Below are 20,025 nucleotides of genomic sequence, written 5' to 3'. Positions count from 1 at the left end.
ATTATTTCTTTCTACGTTCTACAATATACTTGTTGCTCGGATTAGTTAAAGAACGAGTTCTATAACCTTTAGCAGGTAAACCTTTTCTTGAACGTGGGTGACCTCCAGAAGAACGTCCTTCACCACCACCCATTGGGTGATCAACAGGGTTCATTGCTACTGGTCTAGTTCTAGGTCTTCTACCTAACCATCTAGATCTACCAGCTTTACCTGATACAACTAATTGGTGATCTGAGTTAGATACTGCACCAATTGTAGCCGTACAAGTTAACAAGATTAATCTTGTTTCACCAGAAGGCATTTTAATTGTAGCATATTTTCCATCTCTTGCCATTAACTGAGCAAAAGTTCCTGCAGAACGAGCAATAACTGCTCCTTGACCTGGTCTTAATTCGATACAAGAAATAACTGTACCTAGAGGAATTTTACTTAAAGGTAATGCATTTCCAATTTCAGGAGCTGCATTCTCACCAGAAACTACAGTTTGTCCAACTTGTAAACCGTTTTGTGCAATGATGTAAGTTTTAGCTCCATCAGCATAAGCGATTAATGAAATAAAAGCTGAACGATTTGGATCGTACTCAATAGTTTTAACTACAGCTGGAACTCCAGCTTTAGCTCTTTTAAAATCTACAACACGATACTTTTGTTTGTGACCACCACCTGTGTAGCGCATGGTCATTTTTCCTTGACTATTTCTACCTCCAGAGTTTTTTTTCGGAGCCAATAATGACTTTTCCGGCTTATCAGTTGTAATAGTGTCAAAGCTATTCACAACTCTAAAACGCTGACCCGGGGTAATAGGTTTTAATTTTCTAACTGACATTTTCTATTAGATATTATTATAAAAATCTATTGTTTCACCCTCTTGAACTTGAACAACTGCTTTTTTGTAAGCATTTGTTTTTCCACTGATTAAACCACTTTTGGTATATTTAACACTTCTATCAGCTCTATAGTTCATAGTGTTTACAGCAACTACATTCACACCATAAGCAGCTTCTACTGCATTTTTGATTTGAATTTTGTTAGCATTCTTTGCAACTACAAAACCAAAACGGTTAAAAACTTCACCATCTTTGGTAATTTTTTCAGTAATAATTGGCTTAATAATGATACTCATAACCTTATTATTAACTTAAATTAGATTCAATTCCGTTTACTGAACCTTCAGTTAAAACTAAACTTTTTGCATTCATTACTGCATAAGTGTTTAATTCTGAAGCGGTTACAACAGAAGTTGATTGTAAATTGCGCGACGACAAATATACATTTTTATTTGTATCACCCAATACGAATAATGACTTTTTACTTTCTAACCCTAAAGCTTTCAATACATTAATGAAATTTTTAGTGCTTGGTGCTTCAAATGTAAAATCCTCAACAACTACTAAGTTAGACTCTTGAGCTTTTAATGATAAAGCAGATTTACGAGCTAATCTTTTTAAGTTTTTATTTAATTTGAAAGAATAGTTTCTTGGTTTTGGACCAAAAATTCTACCACCACCTACAAATACAGGAGATTTAACACTACCTGCACGCGCTGTACCTGTACCTTTTTGTTTTTTAATTTTACGAGTACTTCCAGCTACCTCAGCTCTCTCTTTAGACTTGTGAGTACCTTGTCTTTGATTTGCTAAATATTGTTTAACATCAAGATAAAGAGCATGGTTATTAGGCTCAATTGCGAAAACAGAGTCAGAAAGTTGTACTTTACGACCTGTATCTTTTCCGTTGATATCTAATACTTTTACTTCCATTACTTCTGAATGATTACGTAAGAGTTTTTGTGACCAGGAACACAACCTTTAACAACTAAAAGGTTTTTCTCAGCTACTACTTTTAAAACTCTAAGGTTTTGAACTGTTACATTTTCTCCTCCTGTTCTACCCGCCATACGCATTCCTTTGAATACTCTTGATGGATAAGAAGATGCTCCTACAGAACCTGGCGCTCTTAAACGGTTATGTTGACCGTGAGTTGCTTGACCAACACCACCAAATCCGTGACGTTTAACAACCCCTTGAAAACCTTTACCTTTAGACACACCTTGTACATCTACAAATTCTCCTTCGTTGAATAAATCAACAGTTAACACATCTCCTAAATTGTGTTTTTCTTCAAAATACTTGAATTCAACGACTTTCTTCTTAGCATCAGTACCAGCTTTTTTGAAGTGACCTGCTTCAGCTTTAACTGTATGCTTTTCAGTCTTGTCATCGAAACCAAGTTGAAGAGCTTCGTACCCGTCAACCTCGTTGGTTCTGACTTGGGTAACAACGCATGGACCTGCTTCAATAACTGTACACGGAATGTTTTTTCCGTTTTCGTCAAAGATACTAGTCATGCCGATTTTTCTTCCGATTAACCCAGACATATTTAACAATTATTAATTAATATTCTTATTTCGTTGAGAAAAACACTTTTCCCAATGGGGTGCAAAGGTAAACTTTTTATTTTATTATACAAACAATTGATTTTCTTTTTTTTAAGAAATTTTACAAAGATTTTTTTTTGATGAATTTTAAACCATATAAAATGACTTTAAATAGTCTATATTAAAACGAAAAAGAAATTCCTAAATTGACAAATCCTGAAAAAGAACTTACAGTTGTTTCTTCTGCAAATACTTGATTATAATTAATCGAGTTTTTAGTATTATTCTCACTAATATTAAGAATATTGCTACCCAAAAGATAAAAGTTAAAATTTTTTAAATCATATTTCAACAAAAAGCCAATATCGTAAATATCATCAACAGCAGTGGAAGATGTTTCAAATTTATGCAATGTCACTTTGGTTTCCCAATAAATTTTATCTTCTAAAATCTTTCCATTGAATTTTAAGTATGGACTGTATTGCTTATAACTATTAGTTATATTGCTTGTCAGGTTATCATTTTTACTTGATAAATATTCAAAACCTGTTGCCAAATTGAAATTGTTCTTTTTAAAATAGGATTTTGCTTCAACTGTAATTTTATTTTGAGAATTTTCATTTACATTTCTTATCTCATTAATATAAGTTGCTTTCTTAAAAACTGAATTTAATGATTCTATGTTAAAGCCAAGTGGAATCTTATTAAATTTTTTTTCACCAAAGAAAAGCATATATAAAGATTTATCTAAGTTTGAATATATATATTGTTCTTTCGTTAATTGATTATTATTATCAAATGACTTATTAATTGATTTAGGAAGTTGCGAATATGAAATATTTAAAAAAGAAAAAATATTCGCAGTTGGCTTTGAATAAGAAGTGTTGAATTGTAAATTATTAGTTCTAATTTTTTCAATTGTCAAATTACTTTTTTGAGTTAAAGTTCTATAATCTTGAATTATTTTACCATTTGCCATTTGATATACCGAATAATCGGATTTTGCAGCATTATAAAAAATTCCGAAGTTTAAATTTTTACTTGGTGTATATGTAAATTCAGCACTTGGTAGCACTATGAAAAATTTATCATTTACTGAATTTATTGAGTAATTTTTACTTATAAAGTCAATACCCGCTGAATATTTAAAAAACTTATTTATTTTACAATTATATTTAATTAACATACTATTCTCAGTTGTTTGAAAATTAGTTCTAAAAATATATGATTCTTGTAGTGTATTTCTATTTTGCAATGTTTCATTTCTATTTATCGATTTTAACCCTAAATTAAGACTACTTTTACTATTTATCTTAACCACCAAGCTACCTTTTGCTCCTAAAAAAAAGAATTGTAATTATTTTTTTGTGTTAACCAATTTTCATTTGAATCAAATTGGGTTAAAACTTTGGTTGAAACAATTTCAAGATTATTAGAAACCTTTGAATAATCACCAATTAGATTTGCTTCTAAAAGAATTTTTTCGGAAAGTTTATTTTTATACTTGGTATTAAAGCCCAATTTCAGATGTTTATTTACCAAATCATTTTCAAAAGCAGTTTCACCACCTGTTGTTAAAATTTGATTGCCTATGTAGGAATCCTGAATGTCTTTATTAAATATAAGATAGGAATTTATAGAAAAGTATTTTTTTTCATTTATTTTGTTCTCAAATTTTAGAATATTAGTTGAATATACCGAAACTCCACCAATTGTGTTATGTTTTAAAACAGATGGACTACCGTCAAAAAATATCTGTTTACCATTAGTAAATTCATTTTGATTTATTTTATTTAAAACTGAAAAAAAATCGATTTTTTTATTGTTCTGTTTTTGGGACAAATTGAATGTATAATTTTGAACCGTTTTACCCTTAATTAGATCAGTGCTAAATAAAAACTCCGGCAAATCTTCTTCTTGTATTATCTCTGAATTACCTGAGCTTTCACTCAACGCTTTTGAACCTAAACTCTTTTTTATATTTAAAAAATCGTTTATTGTAAATACATTCTTATTGATGTTGTTTGTATTCAATAATAAATTGTATTTAAGGCTTTTACCAAAATTAAATGTATTGGCATTGAGTTTATATTTTTCTTTATAACCACCTTCTACCTCAACAGTTCCCTTAAACATATTTTTAAATTTTTCATTCAAGCCAATGTTCAATGCAGTTGCTCCTGAATTTTCAAATCCTTTAATTGAAGATAAGTCTTGGTAATTTTTGAGAACTTCAATTTTTTCGATCATTTCGGGTGTTAAATTTTCTGTCGCCAGTTGGTGCTGGTCGTTATAAAAATCGTCACCGTCTAAAAGTAAATGATCTATCTTTTTTCCATTATAACGTATTTTTCCATTTTCGTCAATTGATAAACCTGGAAGTTTTTCAATAATATCTTTAAGTTTACTCTCGGAACCATTTAAAAGTCTTTTTAAATTATACTTTAAAGTATCATTTTGTTCTACAACATCAAAAACATTTTGCTCAAGAATAATTTCTTTTAAAAGAGTAGTTTTGCTTTTTAGTATGAGACGTATCTTATCACAATTATTTATTTCTATTTCTTCTTTTTGAAAAGATAAATGTGTAATTTTTAAAACTATTGGAAAATCAATAGTTTTACAATTAATTGAAAATTGCCCATCGTCATTTGTTTGCGAAAAAAAAACACTTTTAAAAGTGTTTTTTTCTATTAACTGCACATTTGCAAACGGTATGGGTTTTTGTAGACTATCAAGAACTATTCCTTCTAAACTTTGGCAAAAAGATGAAAAAGGATAAAATAATAATAACCAAATTAATCTTTTTTGCATTTAGTTTTTGTAAATAATTGTTTCGCGGGTAATTGTTTTATCACCATCTTGAGTTGTAATGCTTGAAGACTGTAATCCTTTTATCTTTTGTTTAATTATATCATTAATTTCCTCAAGCGTATATGTTTTTATTTTATCAAAATTTGGTTTTTCAATATTAACCTTATCTTTCATCTCTTTAACCAACACAGCAGAATATTCATAATACGGAGTTCCCACATATAAAATCAAACCAGGTAAACCATCAAATTTTTCAGGACCTGCCTGTACAGGAATATCTTCAGTAAACCATGCAACATACTCACCTCTACCCCAAACAGCCGTTGCTTTTTTACAAGTATAACCATAAATTATTTTAGTTTCATTTGTTAATTGCCAATTCCAATTTTTTAAAGAGTCTTTACCCGTAAACAACTGGTCACCGTTAAAAAACTCAAAGAGCATTTCATCCTTACCAAAATCTTTATAATAAAATTTTTCAGTATTCTTCAGGTCAACAATTACTTTTGTAGTAATTATTTCTACATGATCGTCATATTGCGTCTCTTTTTCATATTCAGTGTTATAACTAGAGTTTTTAGTATAAACATCATTCACATAATAAGACAAACCTTTATTTACATCAACAAATAAATTATATTTTTTTTCTTCATTCTTTCATTCCTAATTTCTTCTGGCAACTCCTTTAATCTTTCCTCTGAAATAATAGAATTTTCACAATATTTAACTAGTAAAGTTTGTCCGAATGTAGAAATTGTAAACCCCAAATAAATTATAATTATTTTATAGATTTTTTTCATATAAAAAATAAAAATCCCAAACTTAAATTTGGGATTATTTAAGTGTTATTAAACTGTTATACAGCGTCTAGTTGTTACAACTTGATACATATCCATCGATTGACCTGTTTCAAAATCTGTATATGAATACATATAATACATCATTACAGAATCATAACAATATGTCAATAAATCTTTTTCAGTACTAAACTGTCTTGTATGTAAAACCGTACCTTTATTGTTTCTTACTTCTAAAGTATAAGATACTACTTCAGCAATTTCTGTCTTTGCTTCGCTATTGTTAGCAAAACTTACCACGCTTAGCATTAAAGCTAAAATTAAAAGAACTTTTTTCATTGTATAATGTTTTAAAAATTATACATGCGAAAAAAAAAAAAAATGACATGTGCAAGAAAAACATAATTTATTTCCGTTTTTAACTTATGTTTTTTATTTTTTTTAAATTCAACTTCACATATTCTATTCGTTTTAACTATTTTAAAAACAAAAAAACTCCCAACTTTCGCTGGGAGTTACTCTAAGTAGTTAAAAATTCTATCAAACTTTAATTTCTACTTCAACACCACTTGGCAACTCTAATTTCATTAAAGCATCAATAGTTTTTGAAGAAGAACTATAAATATCTAATAATCTTTTATATGAGCTTAATTCAAATTGCTCTCTAGATTTTTTGTTTACGTGTGGAGAACGTAATACAGTAAAAATCTTTTTATGCGTTGGTAACGGAATTGGACCAGTTACAACAGCACCTGTACTTTTTACAGTCTTTACGATTTTCTCAGCTGATTTATCAACTAAGTTATGATCGTAAGATTTTAATTTTATTCTAATTTTTTGACTCATCTTTTTAAAAATTAATTACCACCTTTAGCTTTTTTGATAACTTCTTCAGAAATATTAGAAGGAGTTTCTGCATAGTGAGAGAATTCCATAGTTGAAGTTGCTCTACCTGAAGATAATGTTCTTAAAGTAGTTACATAACCAAACATTTCAGAAAGAGGCACAGACGCTTTAATAACTTTAGCACCAGCTCTATCATCCATATTGTTTACTTGACCTCTTCTTCTATTTAAATCCCCAACGATATCACCCATGTTCTCTTCTGGAGTTAACACTTCTAATTTCATGATTGGCTCAAGGATTACAGCACCTGCAGCTTTTGCAGATTCTTTATATCCTAATTTAGCAGCCAATTCGAAAGAAAGAGCATCCGAATCCACAGGGTGGAAAGATCCATCCGTTAAAGTTACTTTCAAACTATCAACTTCATAACCTGCTAAAGGTCCTGATTTCATAGCTTCTCTGAAACCTTTTTCTACAGCTGGAATATACTCTTTTGGTACGTTACCACCTTTAACTTCGTTAACGAATTGTAATCCCATTGGAACTTTTCCGTCAACTTCGTCAGCTGGTCCAATTTCGAATACGATATCACCAAATTTACCACGACCTCCAGATTGTTTTTTATAAACCTCTCTGTGTTGTGCTTTTCTAGTAAATGCCTCTTTGTACTCAACTTGTGGCTCACCTTGGTTAACTTCCACTTTAAACTCACGTCTCATACGATCCACGATGATATCTAAGTGAAGCTCACCCATTCCAGAAATAATTGTTTGTCCTGAAGCATGGTCAGTTCTTACTGTAAAAGTAGGATCTTCTTCAGCCAATTTAGCTAAAGCCATACCCATTTTATCAACATCAGCTTTTGTTTTAGGCTCAACTGCGATACCGATTACTGGATCAGGGAATACCATTGATTCTAACACGATTGGGTGTTTTTCATCTGATAAAGTATCTCCAGTTTTGATATCTTTAAATCCTACAGCTGCTCCAATATCTCCAGCCTCAATATATTCAATTGCATTTTGCTTGTTAGCGTGCATTTGATAGATACGAGAGATACGCTCTTTGTTACCTGAACGGTTGTTCAACACATAAGAACCAGCATCTAAACGTCCTGAATAAGCACGGAAGAAAGCCAAACGACCAACATAAGGGTCAGTAGCAATTTTAAATGCTAAAGCCGCGAATGGATCATTTACAGATGGTTTTCTTGAAATTGGCTCATCAGTATCAGGGTTTGTTCCTTCAATAGCTTCTTTATCTAATGGAGAAGGTAAGAATTTACAAACAGCATCTAACATAAACTGAACTCCTTTGTTTTTGAATGAAGATCCACATAACATTGGAATAATAGCCATATCAATTGTTGCTCTTCTTAATGCATTATTGATTTCTTCTTCTGTAATAGAGTCTTCATCTTCCATGAATTTCTCTAATAAGTTTTCATCATATGCAGCAACCTCTTCGATTAATTGCGCTCTATATTTCTTAGTATCAGCAATCATATCTTCTGGGATTGCAACGATATCAAAAGTAGCTCCTTGAGTATCATCATGCCAAACAATTGCTTGGTTTTTGATTAAATCAACTACTCCTTTGAAATCAGCCTCATCACCAATAGGTAACACTAAAGGCACAGCGTTTGATTTCAACATATCTTTAACTTGCTGACAAACTGCTAAGAAGTTAGACCCTTGACGGTCCATCTTGTTAACAAATCCCATACGAGGAACTTTATAGTTATCAGCTAATCTCCAGTTAGTTTCTGATTGTGGCTCAACACCATCTACCGCAGAAAATAAGAATACTAAACCATCTAATACACGTAACGAACGGTTTACCTCAACTGTAAAGTCAACGTGACCTGGAGTATCGATAATATTAAAGTGGTAAGAATGCGAATCTGCTGTTGGCTTACCTTGCTCAGTTGGGAAATTCCACTCACAAGTAGTAGCTGCAGAAGTAATTGTAATACCTCTTTCAGCTTCTTGCTCCATCCAGTCCATTGTAGCGGCACCTTCGTGAACCTCACCAATTTTATGAGTTTTACCAGTATAGAATAAAATACGCTCAGTTGTTGTAGTTTTACCCGCATCAATGTGAGCTGCAATACCGATATTTCTTGTATATTTTAAATCTCTTGCCATTTTGTTGTGTTCTTTATGAATTAAAATCTAAAGTGAGAGAATGCTTTGTTAGCCTCAGCCATTTTGTGAGTATCCATTCTTTTCTTAACTGCAGCACCTTCTTCTTTAGCAGCAGCTAAAATTTCAGACGCTAAACGAGCAGCCATAGATTTCTCATTTCTTCTTCTTGCATAAAGAATCATCCATTTCATCGCCATAGAAATTTTTCTATCTGGACGAATTGGCATTGGGATTTGGAAAGTAGCTCCACCCACACGACGAGAACGAACTTCTACGTGAGGCATAACATTAGTTAAAGCGTCTTTCCAAGTTTCTAATGCTGATTTTTCAGCATCTTGCTTTTTGTTTTCTACAATTTCTAAAGCATCGTAGAACACTTTGAAAGCAACTGATTTTTTACCATCCCACATTAAGTTATTCACAAAACGTGTTACTAATTGATCGTTAAACTTTGGATCTGGTAAAAGAGGTCTTTTTTTGGCCTGTCTTTTTCTCATGTCTTTTCTTTAAAAGTTTTTAAAATTACTTTTTGTCTTTAGGGCGTTTAGCACCATATTTAGATCTTCTTTGTAAACGACCGTTAACTCCGGCTGTATCCAAAGCACCACGAACGATGTGGTATCTAACTCCTGGTAAATCTTTTACCCTTCCACCTCTAACTAATACTATCGAGTGCTCTTGTAGATTGTGTCCTTCTCCTGGGATGTAAGCATTTACTTCATTACCATTTGTCAAACGCACACGCGCAACTTTACGCATTGCTGAGTTTGGTTTTTTAGGTGTTGTAGTGTAAACACGCGTACAAACCCCTCTTCTTTGAGGACAAGAATCTAAAGCAGCCGATTTACTCTTCTTAGTTATTTTGGCTCTTCCAGTTCTTACTAATTGTTGAATTGTTGGCATAATTACTAATAAATTAATACTTTTTTTAACTACCCTATTTTAGGGACGGCAAAGGTAGAAATTATTTTTTATAATCCAAACCTTAATTATTTAATTTTCAAGTTATTTAAAACAAAAAGCATTTGGTACGAACCAAATGCTGTAAAATTTTAAATGAAAGCTATTTTATTCTTCTAATATAAAATACTGCCAAGGTTTTAATTTTAAATAAGATGTAGATGACAAATCATATTTTTCATTTTTTATATAATCTGTAAAAGATTGATGAAATGGATTTTCAAATCCTTGTACTTCATTACTTAAATTAGCTATGAAAATTATTTTATTACCATCTTTAGCTCTTTCAAATGCTAAAATGTTAGGATTAGACGTTTCAATTTTCTTATAACTCGCTTTTTGTTTTCCTCCAGCTAAAGCGATTCTGTTATTTTTCAATTTTCCTAACTTCGTTAGCAAATCCCATTCCTTCCCTTTTATTTTTGGAATAGAATCCTTTTCAAAAAACTTTAAACTATGGTCTAATCCATATTCATCTCCGCTATAAATCAAAGGCATTCCCGGCGTCACATAAGACAAAGCTATCATAGCTTCTCTAGCTTTACCTAACCTTGAATTGATTGTTCCATTCCAAGAATTTTCATCATGATTATCCACAAAATTCATTAGAATATCATTTGCTTCATATTCTTTAGAAACTTTTTGCATGTAGTTATCCCAATCAGCAACCAGCTTTTTGCCTTTTGCAATATCATTCATTAAATGATGACCTTCCCAAGCATACGCCATATCAAACAAACCCTCTTTTAATAATTCTGGTTCCCAAGCTTCTGCTAACATGAAGATATTTTTTTCTTTTCTTAATTGCGGAATCGCTTGTTGCCAAAAATCTAAAGGCACATTACTTGCTACATCACAACGGAAACCATCAATATTTTCGTTCTTCACCCAATGCAACATATCAGAAGTCATTTCTTTGCGCAATTCTTGATTATCGTAATTTAAATCCGCTACATCTGACCAACCCCAAGATTTTCCATTTTCAGGATTAATTGGATCGATAATTTCCCCTTTAGCATTTTGAGTGTAAAATTCTGGATGTTCTTTTATCCAAACATGATCCCAACCCGTGTGATTTGGAACCCAATCTAAAATAACATACATCCCGTTTTCATGAGCCGTTTTTACCAAATTTCTAAAATCTTCAATAGTTCCAAACTCAGGATTCACTTTTTTAAAGTCGGAAACTGCATAATAACTTCCTAAATATTTGTGTTGTTCCGCTTCTGGCATTTCAGAAGCAAATTTACTATCATCGCCACCGGTTGCTTTTCTTTTGGTTTCCGAAATAGGAAAAATGGGCATTACCCAAATAATTTTTACACCTAATTCTTTTAATTGCGGAATATCTTTTGTAAATGCATTAAAAGTTCCTTCAGGAGAATATTGACGAACGTTTACTTCGTAAATAACCGCGTTTTCTGCTGTTGTTTCGTTTATAGCTTCTAATTTCTGCTCTTCAGGTTGAATTTCTGTCGGCTGTTCTTTTTTACAGCTAAACAAAATCAAAATGGTTAAAACTGATACAATTATTTTCTTCATTATGTTAGTTATTTTAAAAAAATATGCTTTATGAGATTTCTCGCTAACGCTCGAAATGACAATGTAACATTATTTTAATTCTAAAATTAAACTTGATTTTCCTTCAACTGATAATTCTTCTTTTAAATCGATAGTTTTTCCAGTAAGAATATCATTTCCAGACGTAAATCCCTTTAGATTTTCTTGGAATCGATTCAATTTTATTTTTTGATTGTCTAACGAATTATTCAAAACTACCATCACGCTTTCTGTATCGTTGTGCCGGAAATACACATACACATTATTTTCCGGAATGTAATGCGTTAATTTCCCCGAATGAATGACTTCTTTATTTTTTCTCCAATTCAATAGTTTTTTGGTGAAATCAAAAAATTGCTTTTGTATTTCAGTTCGTCCAGAATTGGTAAACGCATTATTTGCATCGCCTTTCCATCCGCCAGGGAAATCTTGACGAATATCAGCATCGCCTTTTCCTTTATCACCTGCCATTCCAATTTCGGAACCATAATACAATTGTGGAATTCCGCGAGTGGTTGCCAATAACGTAATTCCTAATTGGTACTTCTTAATGTCGTTTTGATAGATTTGATTGAAACGACCCGTATCGTGATTCTCTAGGAAAATCAATAGATTATTTGGGTTGGCATACAAGAAATCATTGGTAAAATTATCATAGAATTTGATTACACCATCATTCCAACCTGCATTGTTTTCATTGAAAACATTTCCAAAAGCATCGTGCAATGTAAAATCCATTACACTTGGCAAATACGAATTATAACTTTGGATTTTAGCAATTGGACTATCTTTTTGCCAATAAGACATTTGAGCTTGATCGTGCATCCAAACTTCGCCAACTATATTGAAATATGGATATTCATCTGTAATGGCTTTGGTCCACTTTGCAATGCCGTCTTTATCATTATAAGAGTAAGTATCTACACGTAAACCGTCTAAATCAGCATATTCAATCCACCAAATTGCATTTTGAATTAAGTAATTCAACACTAAAGGATTGGATTGATTTAAATCGGGCATACTTGGCACAAACCAACCATCCATACAATATTTGGCATCTCGTTTTGAAGCATTTGAATCAAATTGAGTAGTCATTCGATAGTTACTTTGTGCATAACCCGGAAATTGATGAAACCAATCGTATGTTGGAATATCTTTAAACATCCAATGCTCTGCTCCCCAATGATTGGTAACATAATCTTTGATTAATTTCATGTCACGTTTGTGCATTTCCGCAGCTAAACGTTTGTAATCTTCATTGGTTCCATATCTAGCATCAATTTGATACACATCCGATTGTCCGTAGGTGTGATACGAATAGCCTTTATCGTTGTCTTCGCAAAGTGGGGTTGACCAAATTGCCGTTGCACCTAATTCTTGGATATAATCTAAATGATCTATAATTCCTTGAATGTCGCCACCGTGTCTTCCACCTGGTAAACTTCTGTTTCCTTTTTCTTGTAATTTTGAAGAGGAATCGTTGCTTTCGTCACCATTTGCAAAACGATCTGGCATTAGCAAATACATTACATCTGAAGCATCGAAGCTTTTTCTATTAGCTGAATTTTCTTTTCTCTTTTGGATTTCGAAATCTTTTGAAAACGATTTTTTACCGTTTTTAAATTGAAATTTCAAAGTTTGTGCTACAACATTTTTTGTGTCAATCGTAACGAAAAGATAATTCGGATTTTCAGTTTTAGTGACATTTGTAATCACAACATTATTAGAAACTGAAACTGAATTTTGTGCTATATTTTTTCCGTAAAACAGAATTTGAATTTCGCTTTTGTTCATTCCTTCAAACCAAAATGGCGGTTCCATTTTATCGATTTGGGCAGAAATTGAAATTGTAAATAGCGTTGTAAGTATGTACAGTAGTTTTTTCATAATCTAAAATTGTCTACTTAATAAAATTCCTCCTATCGCCAGCATGACAAAAGGAGGAATTTATGATTATTTCACTTCAACAATACTGATAGCGTAACCACCACCTGCAGCTGAAGTCATTTTTAGTTTTGTTTTATTGGTAACTTTTTGATTCGAAATTACATAAGCTTGAGGATTTGTTTTATAGTCTGCATCTTTTGCATCAGCATAAATAGTTGCTTCATATTTTTTACCTTTTTCTAAGAAATCTAAGCTAATTGTTGCACTTCTTTTATTGTATCCGTTAGTGTTACCAACAAACCAATTGTTTGAATTTTTATCTTTTCTAGCAATAGTTAAATAGTAACCTGGCTCAGCTTCTAAATATTTTGTTGTTGACCAATCAACCGGAACATCTTTAATGAATTGGAATGCATCCAAGAAACGATTGTAATTTTCAGGTAAATCGGCTGCCATTTGAAGTGGACTGTACATGGTTACATACAATGCCAATTGGTTCGCAATTGTAGCATTTACATGAGAATTATTATCCGGATTTAATTTTGCAATATCCATTTCAAAAACTCCAGGAGTATAATCCATTGGCCCTCCAATTAATCTTGTGAAAGGTAAAATCGTAGTGTGATTTGCTTTTGAACCACCGAAAGCTTGGAATTCTGTTCCACGAGCGGATTCGTTTCCAATCATATTTGGATACGTTCTGTAAATTCCTGTTGGACGAACCGCTTCATGTGCATTAATCATAATTTTATAATCAGCTGCTTTTTCAATTACAAATTGGTAGTGATTAATTATTGATTGCGAATAATGATGCTCACCTAATGGCAAAATATTCCCCACATAACCTGTTTTAGCAGCATCGTAACCATGGTCGTTCATAAATCTAAACGCTTTGTCCAAATGACGCTCATAATTTCTGGTTGAACCTGAAGTCTCATGATGCATAATCATTTTTACACCTTTTGATTTGGCATAATTTTCAATTTCCACCACATTAAAATCAGGATAAGGCGACACGAAATCGAAAACATAATCTTTTTCGTGACCAAACCAATCTTCCCAACCTTGGTTCCAACCCTCTACTAAAACACCATCAAAACCATGAAGCGCAGCAAAATCGATTAACTCTTTTACATGTTTAGTAGTAGCACCATGTTTTCCGTTTGGTTTCGTTTTAGCATAATCCGTAATTCCTAATTGTACTGAAGGAACATCATCTGTATAAGCCCAAGAACTTTTTCCTGTAATCATTTCCCACCAAACACCAACGTATTTTACTGGTTTAATCCAAGAAGTATCTTCAAGTTTACAAGGATCGTTTAAGTTCAATGTCATACGCGAAGCTAAAATATCACGTGCATCGTAACTTGCAATAATTGTTCTCCATGGTGAAGTAAACGGCGCTTGCATGTGACCTTTATCGCCACGAGCGTCAGGAGTTAAATGCGATTTAAACACCATGTTTTTATCGTCTAAATCCAAATTCATTAACGAATAATTGATTAAAGCCGCCTCGTGTAAATTGATATACAATCCGTCAGCCGATTTCATCATTAATGATGTTTGCACTCCAGTTTCAGAAAATTGCGTTTGCGAAGCATTTGAAGTCAAAGCCGATTTAAATAACGATCTGATTTCTGATAATTTTGATTCAGTATAATCGTATTCTTGTGTATCATAATCGCCTGGAATCCACAAAGCAGTGTGATCGCCAGTCATTGCAAATTCTGTACGTTCTTCTTTGATGATAAAATAGATCAACTCTTTTTGTTCAGGAAACTCATAACGGAAACCCAAACCTTCATCAAACAAACGGAAACGAACAATTAATTTTCTATTGGTTTCTTTCTGTTTAAGCGTTACCGCTAACTCGTTGTAATGATTTTTGATTGCAGATTCTTCTCCCCAAACCGGATTCCACATTTCATTATGGGCACCTCTAGCTTCATTTATTAATTCAAAATCATTAACTAAAGACTTTTTATCATCTTTAATATAAAAACCTAATTTACTAGGTTTGATTACTTCTTTTCCTTTCAAATACAAAGCATACGTTGGTTCACCACTTTTAGAAAGTGAAAAATCCATTTCAAATGCTCCGTTTGGAGATTTTAGTTTTTGTGCATAACCATTAAAAAGGTTTAGAACGACAACTAAGATTACTGCAATTTTTTTCATTTGGTACTAATTTGTTTGTAATGTCTTCGCAATAGTTTCTTTTCCATTTACTAAAACCGTAAAATCGTTTTCACCATCTACTTTTATAGAAACTTCGTTTTGGTTTACTTCAACTTTTACGATTGTATTTCTGAAGTTTACTTTAAACGAGAATCCTTTCCATTGTGAAGGAATTTTTGGTTCGAAAGATAATTTTCCGTCTTTCACACGCATTCCTCCGAAACCTTCTACAATACTCATCCACGTTCCCGCCATTGATGTAATGTGTAAACCTTCGTGAACTTCTTTGTTATAATCATCTAAATCCAAACGAGACGTTCGTAAATAGAACGTATACGCTTGTTCCATTCTACCTAAAACAGCAGCTTGAATAGAATGTACACAAGGCGAAAGTGAACTTTCATGAACGGTAAAAGGTTCGTAAAAATTAAAATGCTTCTCTAATTCTTCTTTTGTAAAATGATCTTCAAAGAAATAGAAACCTTGTAATGTATCGGCTTGTTTGATATATGGCGAACGTAAAATTCTATCCCAAGACCACTTTTGATTGATTGGACGTTGCGCTTTATCTAATTCGGCAACCGTTACCAATTCTTTATCTAAAAATCCGTCTTGTTGTAAATATACGCCATATTCTTCAGAATAAGGAAAATACATATTATCAGCAACTTCTTTCCATGAATCCATTTCAGTTTGCGATAATTTTACCTTATTCATAATTCTAGTAAAATCAGATTGGTAATCTGAATTCACTTTTTGAATTTGTTCTAAAGTATATTGAATACACCATTTGGCAATATAATTTGTATACCAATTGTTGTTTACGTTGTTTTCGTATTCATTTGGTCCAGTAACACCAAGAATTACATACTGATTTCTATACGTTGAAAACGTAGCTCTTTGATGCCAAAAACGTGCAATTCCGATTAAAACTTCTAATCCTTTTTCAGGAATGTAAGAATAATCTCCAGTAAAACGATAGTAGTTATAAATAGCGAAAGCGATAGCTCCATTACGGTGAATTTCTTCGAATGTAATTTCCCATTCGTTATGACATTCTTCTCCATTCATAGTTACCATTGGATACAAAGCTGCACCATTTTTGAAACCTAACTTCTCAGCATTTTCAATCGCTTTATCCAATTGATTATAACGATAAGCTAATAGGTTACGAGCTACTTGTTGGTCTTTGGTTGCCATATAGAACGGAATACAATACGCTTCGGTATCCCAATACGTAGAACCCCCGTATTTTTCACCAGTAAATCCTTTTGGACCAATATTTAATCTTGAATCTTTTCCTAAATACGTTTGGTTTAACTGGAAAATATTAAAACGAATTCCTTGTTGCGCTTTTACATCTCCATTGATAGTAATGTCGCTCATTTCCCAAATTTTAGCCCATGCTTGTTTTTGGTTTTCTAATAATTGATTGTAGCCTATTCCGTTTGCTTTTTCAATTACTTTTTTTGAAGCCAAAATTAATTCTTCAACCGGATGATTCATACTTGAAACATATCCACCAAATTTTTGAAGTGTTACTTTTTGCCCTTTTGAAGCGGCTATTTCGTAAGAGAATGAAATTTTCGAAGCTTCTTTTTCTACCTCAACAAGTTTTACATCAGAAACTGCATCATTGACTAAAACCGAATTGTGCATATACGTTGAAACCGTAAACTTTGTTTTTAAAGTTCGCGCTACAACATACGCTTGATTGTCTTGATTTTTAACTTCTAAAGTTTCCCAAAAACGTTCTTCCCAATTGGTGTCTTCATTTTCGATTCCGGCATCAACATACGGTTTAAAAACAAGCTTTGCATCTTGATTTAGTGGCGTAACTTCGTATTGAATAGCACCTAATTCATCAATTTCTAAAGAAAGAAAACGATTAACATTAACTGCAACATCAACACCGTTTTTCAATGTAATTTCGAAAGAACGATTGTACCAACCTTCTTTCATATTTAACTCACGGCGGAAATTTTTGATGTCTTTACATGATGCTAAATCTAATTTTTCACCGTTAATTTCAACATTAATTCCTATCCAGTTTGGTGCATTTAATACTTTTGCAAAATACTCTGGGTAGCCATTTTTCCACCAACCCACTTTCGTTTTATCAGGATAATAAACTCCGGCAATGTAAGAACCTTGAAATGTTTTACCAGAATAAAACTCTTCAAAGTTGGCACGTTGCCCCATAGCTCCATTTCCTATACTAAATAAACTTTCAGACGATTTTACTCTGCCTGCATCAAATCCTTCTTCAATAATTGACCATTCGTTTGGTACTATATAATCTTGGTTCATCTGTTTTAACAATTAATTAAGTCTAATAAAAACTCATTAGAAATTTTTGTAAAATCTGTAAAGCAAAATTTTGCTTCATGTAATACATTTTGTTCTCCAATTCCGATGCTAAGCATAGCTGCTTGATTAGCCGCTTGGACGCCAGCCACAGAATCTTCGAACACAATACAGCTTTTGGGTTTAGAATAAACTTTGTCAGCTCCTACTAAAAATACTTCAGGATCTGGTTTTGCTTTTGACACATCATTTCCATCTACAATAGCATCAAAATATCGAAACAAGTTTACTTTTTCTAAAATTGGTTTCGCATTTTTACTTGCCGAACCCAATACGATTTTTTGGTTATGTTCTTTTAAGAATTGTAATACTCTTTCTACATCTGGAAGAATTTCTGACTCATCCATTTTTTCGATAAAAGTTAAATACTCTTCATTTTTTTGAACAAGCCATATATCTTTTTCTTCTTGTGTTGCCTTTTTGTTTCCCAAACCTAAAATTAATTCAAGCGATTGAACGCGACTAACACCCTTTAACTGTTCGTTGTCTTCGTGTGTGAAATTGACACCAATACTTTTGGCTAAGTTTTGCCATGCAAAAAAGTGATATTTTGCGGTATCAACAATCACTCCGTCTAAATCGAATATGAAAGTTTTTTGTTTCATTGCTTATTCTCCTTTGATATCTTTAACTTTCATTACTAATAATGCTGCAATTAAGAAACTTACACCACTAGTTACAATTGCATAAATTGCATGGTCGTTGTAAAGGTATTTTACAATTGGCCCACCTATTAATGCATTAATGATTTGAGGAATTACAATAAAGAAGTTGAAAATTCCCATGTAGACACCCATTTTCTTAGGCTTAATTGAGCCCGCTAAAATCGCATAAGGCATTGCTAAAATACTTGCCCAAGCAATTCCGACTAATACCATTGAAAATATTAGCGCTTCTTTTGTTGGCATGAAATACATAGAAATTAAACCAATTCCACCTAAGACTAAAGAAATAGCATGTGTTTTCTTTCTTCCTACTTGTTTAGCAATTACTGGTAAAGCAAATGCGAAAATGGCAGAAACAAAATTGTAAACTCCGAAGATAATTCCTACCCAATCACCAGCGGATTGAAAGTCAGGATTTTTAATATCATCGGGAGCTAAACCATAAATGTGTTGAGCTATCGCTGGAGTTGTAAAAACCCACATTCCGAAAAGTCCAAACCATGAAAAGAATTGCACCCAACTTAATTGGCGCATTGTTTCAGGCATTTTAGCAAAATCAGAAAAAATATCAGTTAATTTTGATTCTTTAACTTCTTCTTCTGATTCATTACTAATTTTCTCTTCAGTAAATTGAGCTAATTCTTCAGGTGAATATTCTTTGGTTGTAAATATTGTAATTAAGATGGAAGCGACTAAAATAAGTGCTCCTATGATAAAAGAATAGATTAGGTTTTGGGGAACTGCTGATGTTTCAGTAGATTGATTACTAATTCCAAACCAATGTGTTAAAACATATGGCAACCATGAACCTACAACAGCACCAATACCAATTAATGCAGTTTGCACACTAAAACCAAGTGTGTGTTGATCGGCTCTAAGATTATCTCCTACTAATGCACGGAAAGGTTCCATTGCGATATTAAAAGAGGCATCCATAATCATTAACATTCCCGCACCAACCCAAAGAGCTGGCATCAACGCAATAAAAATTTCAGCTTGTGGCATTAGCACTAAACCTATAGATGCTAAAAGAGCTCCAGTTAAGAAGTAAGGTTTCCTTCTACCAAATTTTCCCCAAGTATTATCGCTGTAATGTCCAATTATTGGCTGAACTATTAAACCCATTAATGGGGCAATAATCCAAAACCAAGATAATTCATGAACATCGGCACCAAAAATTTGAAGAATTCTACTTGCATTGGCATTTTGCAAGGCAAAACCCATCTGGATCCCTAAGAAACCGAAACTCATGTTCCAAATTTCCCAGAAACTTAATCTACGCTTTTCCATTATTGTAATTTTAAATTACTCGACAAGCGCACTTATGTGCTTATCAAAACTTAATTGTGGAAGTGATATAAGCTTTGATTTCACAAATTTATTTTTATGTATAGAAAGTTAATCCAAATTTAACAAAAAAAATAAAT

Annotated in this window: 17 protein-coding genes and 1 pseudogene; all 18 read right to left on the bottom strand. The window is 32.5% G+C overall.

Going from position 1 to position 20,025, the window contains the following annotated elements:
- Position 1: 1 nt before the first annotated feature.
- Complete coding sequence (rplB, locus tag GCU34_RS13110; RefSeq protein WP_072781262.1) at positions 2 to 826, bottom strand: 50S ribosomal protein L2; 825 nt, start codon at positions 824 to 826, stop codon at positions 2 to 4.
- Positions 827 to 832: 6 nt separating this feature from the next.
- On the bottom strand, positions 833 to 1,123 hold the full coding sequence (rplW, locus tag GCU34_RS13105) for a 50S ribosomal protein L23 (RefSeq protein ID WP_072781264.1): 291 nt from the start codon (positions 1,121 to 1,123) through the stop codon (positions 833 to 835).
- A gap of 10 nt (positions 1,124 to 1,133) precedes the next feature.
- Positions 1,134 to 1,760 carry a 50S ribosomal protein L4 gene (rplD, locus tag GCU34_RS13100; RefSeq protein ID WP_072781267.1) on the bottom strand — a complete coding sequence of 209 codons (627 nt, stop codon included), beginning with the start codon at positions 1,758 to 1,760 and terminating at the stop codon, positions 1,134 to 1,136.
- Positions 1,760 to 2,377: a 50S ribosomal protein L3 gene (gene rplC / locus GCU34_RS13095; RefSeq protein ID WP_072781269.1), complete on the bottom strand. Its 618-nt coding sequence runs from the start codon at positions 2,375 to 2,377 to the stop codon at positions 1,760 to 1,762. The genes rplD and rplC overlap by 1 nt, the downstream gene beginning before the upstream one ends.
- Before the next feature lie 181 nt (positions 2,378 to 2,558).
- Positions 2,559 to 3,698, bottom strand: coding sequence for a hypothetical protein (locus tag GCU34_RS13090; protein WP_152378488.1), 1,140 nt, complete (start codon positions 3,696 to 3,698; stop codon positions 2,559 to 2,561).
- A 17-nt stretch (positions 3,699 to 3,715) separates the two neighbouring features.
- On the bottom strand, positions 3,716 to 5,191 hold the full coding sequence (locus GCU34_RS13085; RefSeq protein WP_152378487.1) for a peptidase associated/transthyretin-like domain-containing protein: 1,476 nt from the start codon (positions 5,189 to 5,191) through the stop codon (positions 3,716 to 3,718).
- Positions 5,192 to 5,833: pseudogene (locus GCU34_RS13080) on the bottom strand (GLPGLI family protein); the annotation flags it as partial. It lies immediately after the preceding gene.
- 206 nt (positions 5,834 to 6,039) lie between these two features.
- Entirely contained in the window at positions 6,040 to 6,327 is a 288-nt protein-coding gene (locus tag GCU34_RS13075) for a hypothetical protein (protein WP_072781274.1), read from the bottom strand.
- Positions 6,328 to 6,528: 201 nt separating this feature from the next.
- A complete protein-coding gene (gene rpsJ, locus GCU34_RS13070) occupies positions 6,529 to 6,834 on the bottom strand; it encodes a 30S ribosomal protein S10 (RefSeq protein WP_009779180.1) in 306 nt (101 codons plus the stop codon).
- A gap of 11 nt (positions 6,835 to 6,845) precedes the next feature.
- Complete coding sequence (gene fusA, locus GCU34_RS13065; RefSeq protein ID WP_072781276.1) at positions 6,846 to 8,981, bottom strand: elongation factor G; 2,136 nt, start codon at positions 8,979 to 8,981, stop codon at positions 6,846 to 6,848.
- 20 nt (positions 8,982 to 9,001) lie between these two features.
- Positions 9,002 to 9,478: a 30S ribosomal protein S7 gene (rpsG, locus tag GCU34_RS13060; protein ID WP_072781278.1), complete on the bottom strand. Its 477-nt coding sequence runs from the start codon at positions 9,476 to 9,478 to the stop codon at positions 9,002 to 9,004.
- 25 nt (positions 9,479 to 9,503) lie between these two features.
- A complete protein-coding gene (gene rpsL / locus GCU34_RS13055) occupies positions 9,504 to 9,884 on the bottom strand; it encodes a 30S ribosomal protein S12 (RefSeq protein ID WP_072781281.1) in 381 nt (126 codons plus the stop codon).
- A 165-nt stretch (positions 9,885 to 10,049) separates the two neighbouring features.
- Positions 10,050 to 11,483: an alpha-amylase family glycosyl hydrolase gene (locus GCU34_RS13050; protein ID WP_072781283.1), complete on the bottom strand. Its 1,434-nt coding sequence runs from the start codon at positions 11,481 to 11,483 to the stop codon at positions 10,050 to 10,052.
- 69 nt (positions 11,484 to 11,552) lie between these two features.
- Positions 11,553 to 13,388 carry a glycoside hydrolase family 13 protein gene (locus tag GCU34_RS13045; protein ID WP_072781286.1) on the bottom strand — a complete coding sequence of 612 codons (1,836 nt, stop codon included), beginning with the start codon at positions 13,386 to 13,388 and terminating at the stop codon, positions 11,553 to 11,555.
- Between the two features lie 66 nt (positions 13,389 to 13,454).
- Complete coding sequence (locus GCU34_RS13040; RefSeq protein ID WP_072781289.1) at positions 13,455 to 15,566, bottom strand: glycoside hydrolase family 97 protein; 2,112 nt, start codon at positions 15,564 to 15,566, stop codon at positions 13,455 to 13,457.
- A gap of 6 nt (positions 15,567 to 15,572) precedes the next feature.
- Positions 15,573 to 17,876 (bottom strand): glycoside hydrolase family 65 protein, encoded by a 2,304-nt coding sequence (locus tag GCU34_RS13035; RefSeq protein WP_072781292.1) that lies wholly within the window; start codon positions 17,874 to 17,876, stop codon positions 15,573 to 15,575.
- Positions 17,877 to 17,881: 5 nt separating this feature from the next.
- Positions 17,882 to 18,538 carry a beta-phosphoglucomutase gene (gene pgmB, locus GCU34_RS13030; protein ID WP_072781294.1) on the bottom strand — a complete coding sequence of 219 codons (657 nt, stop codon included), beginning with the start codon at positions 18,536 to 18,538 and terminating at the stop codon, positions 17,882 to 17,884.
- A 3-nt stretch (positions 18,539 to 18,541) separates the two neighbouring features.
- On the bottom strand, positions 18,542 to 19,888 hold the full coding sequence (locus GCU34_RS13025; RefSeq protein ID WP_072781296.1) for an MFS transporter: 1,347 nt from the start codon (positions 19,886 to 19,888) through the stop codon (positions 18,542 to 18,544).
- Positions 19,889 to 20,025 lie beyond the last annotated feature (137 nt).

It is taken from the genome of Flavobacterium haoranii (genome assembly GCF_009363055.1).
In the GTDB taxonomy this organism is placed as follows: Bacteria; Bacteroidota; Bacteroidia; order Flavobacteriales; family Flavobacteriaceae; genus Flavobacterium; species Flavobacterium haoranii.
The sequence above is the reverse complement of the archived record's forward strand: the minus strand, read 5'-3'. Positions and strand labels throughout refer to the sequence as shown.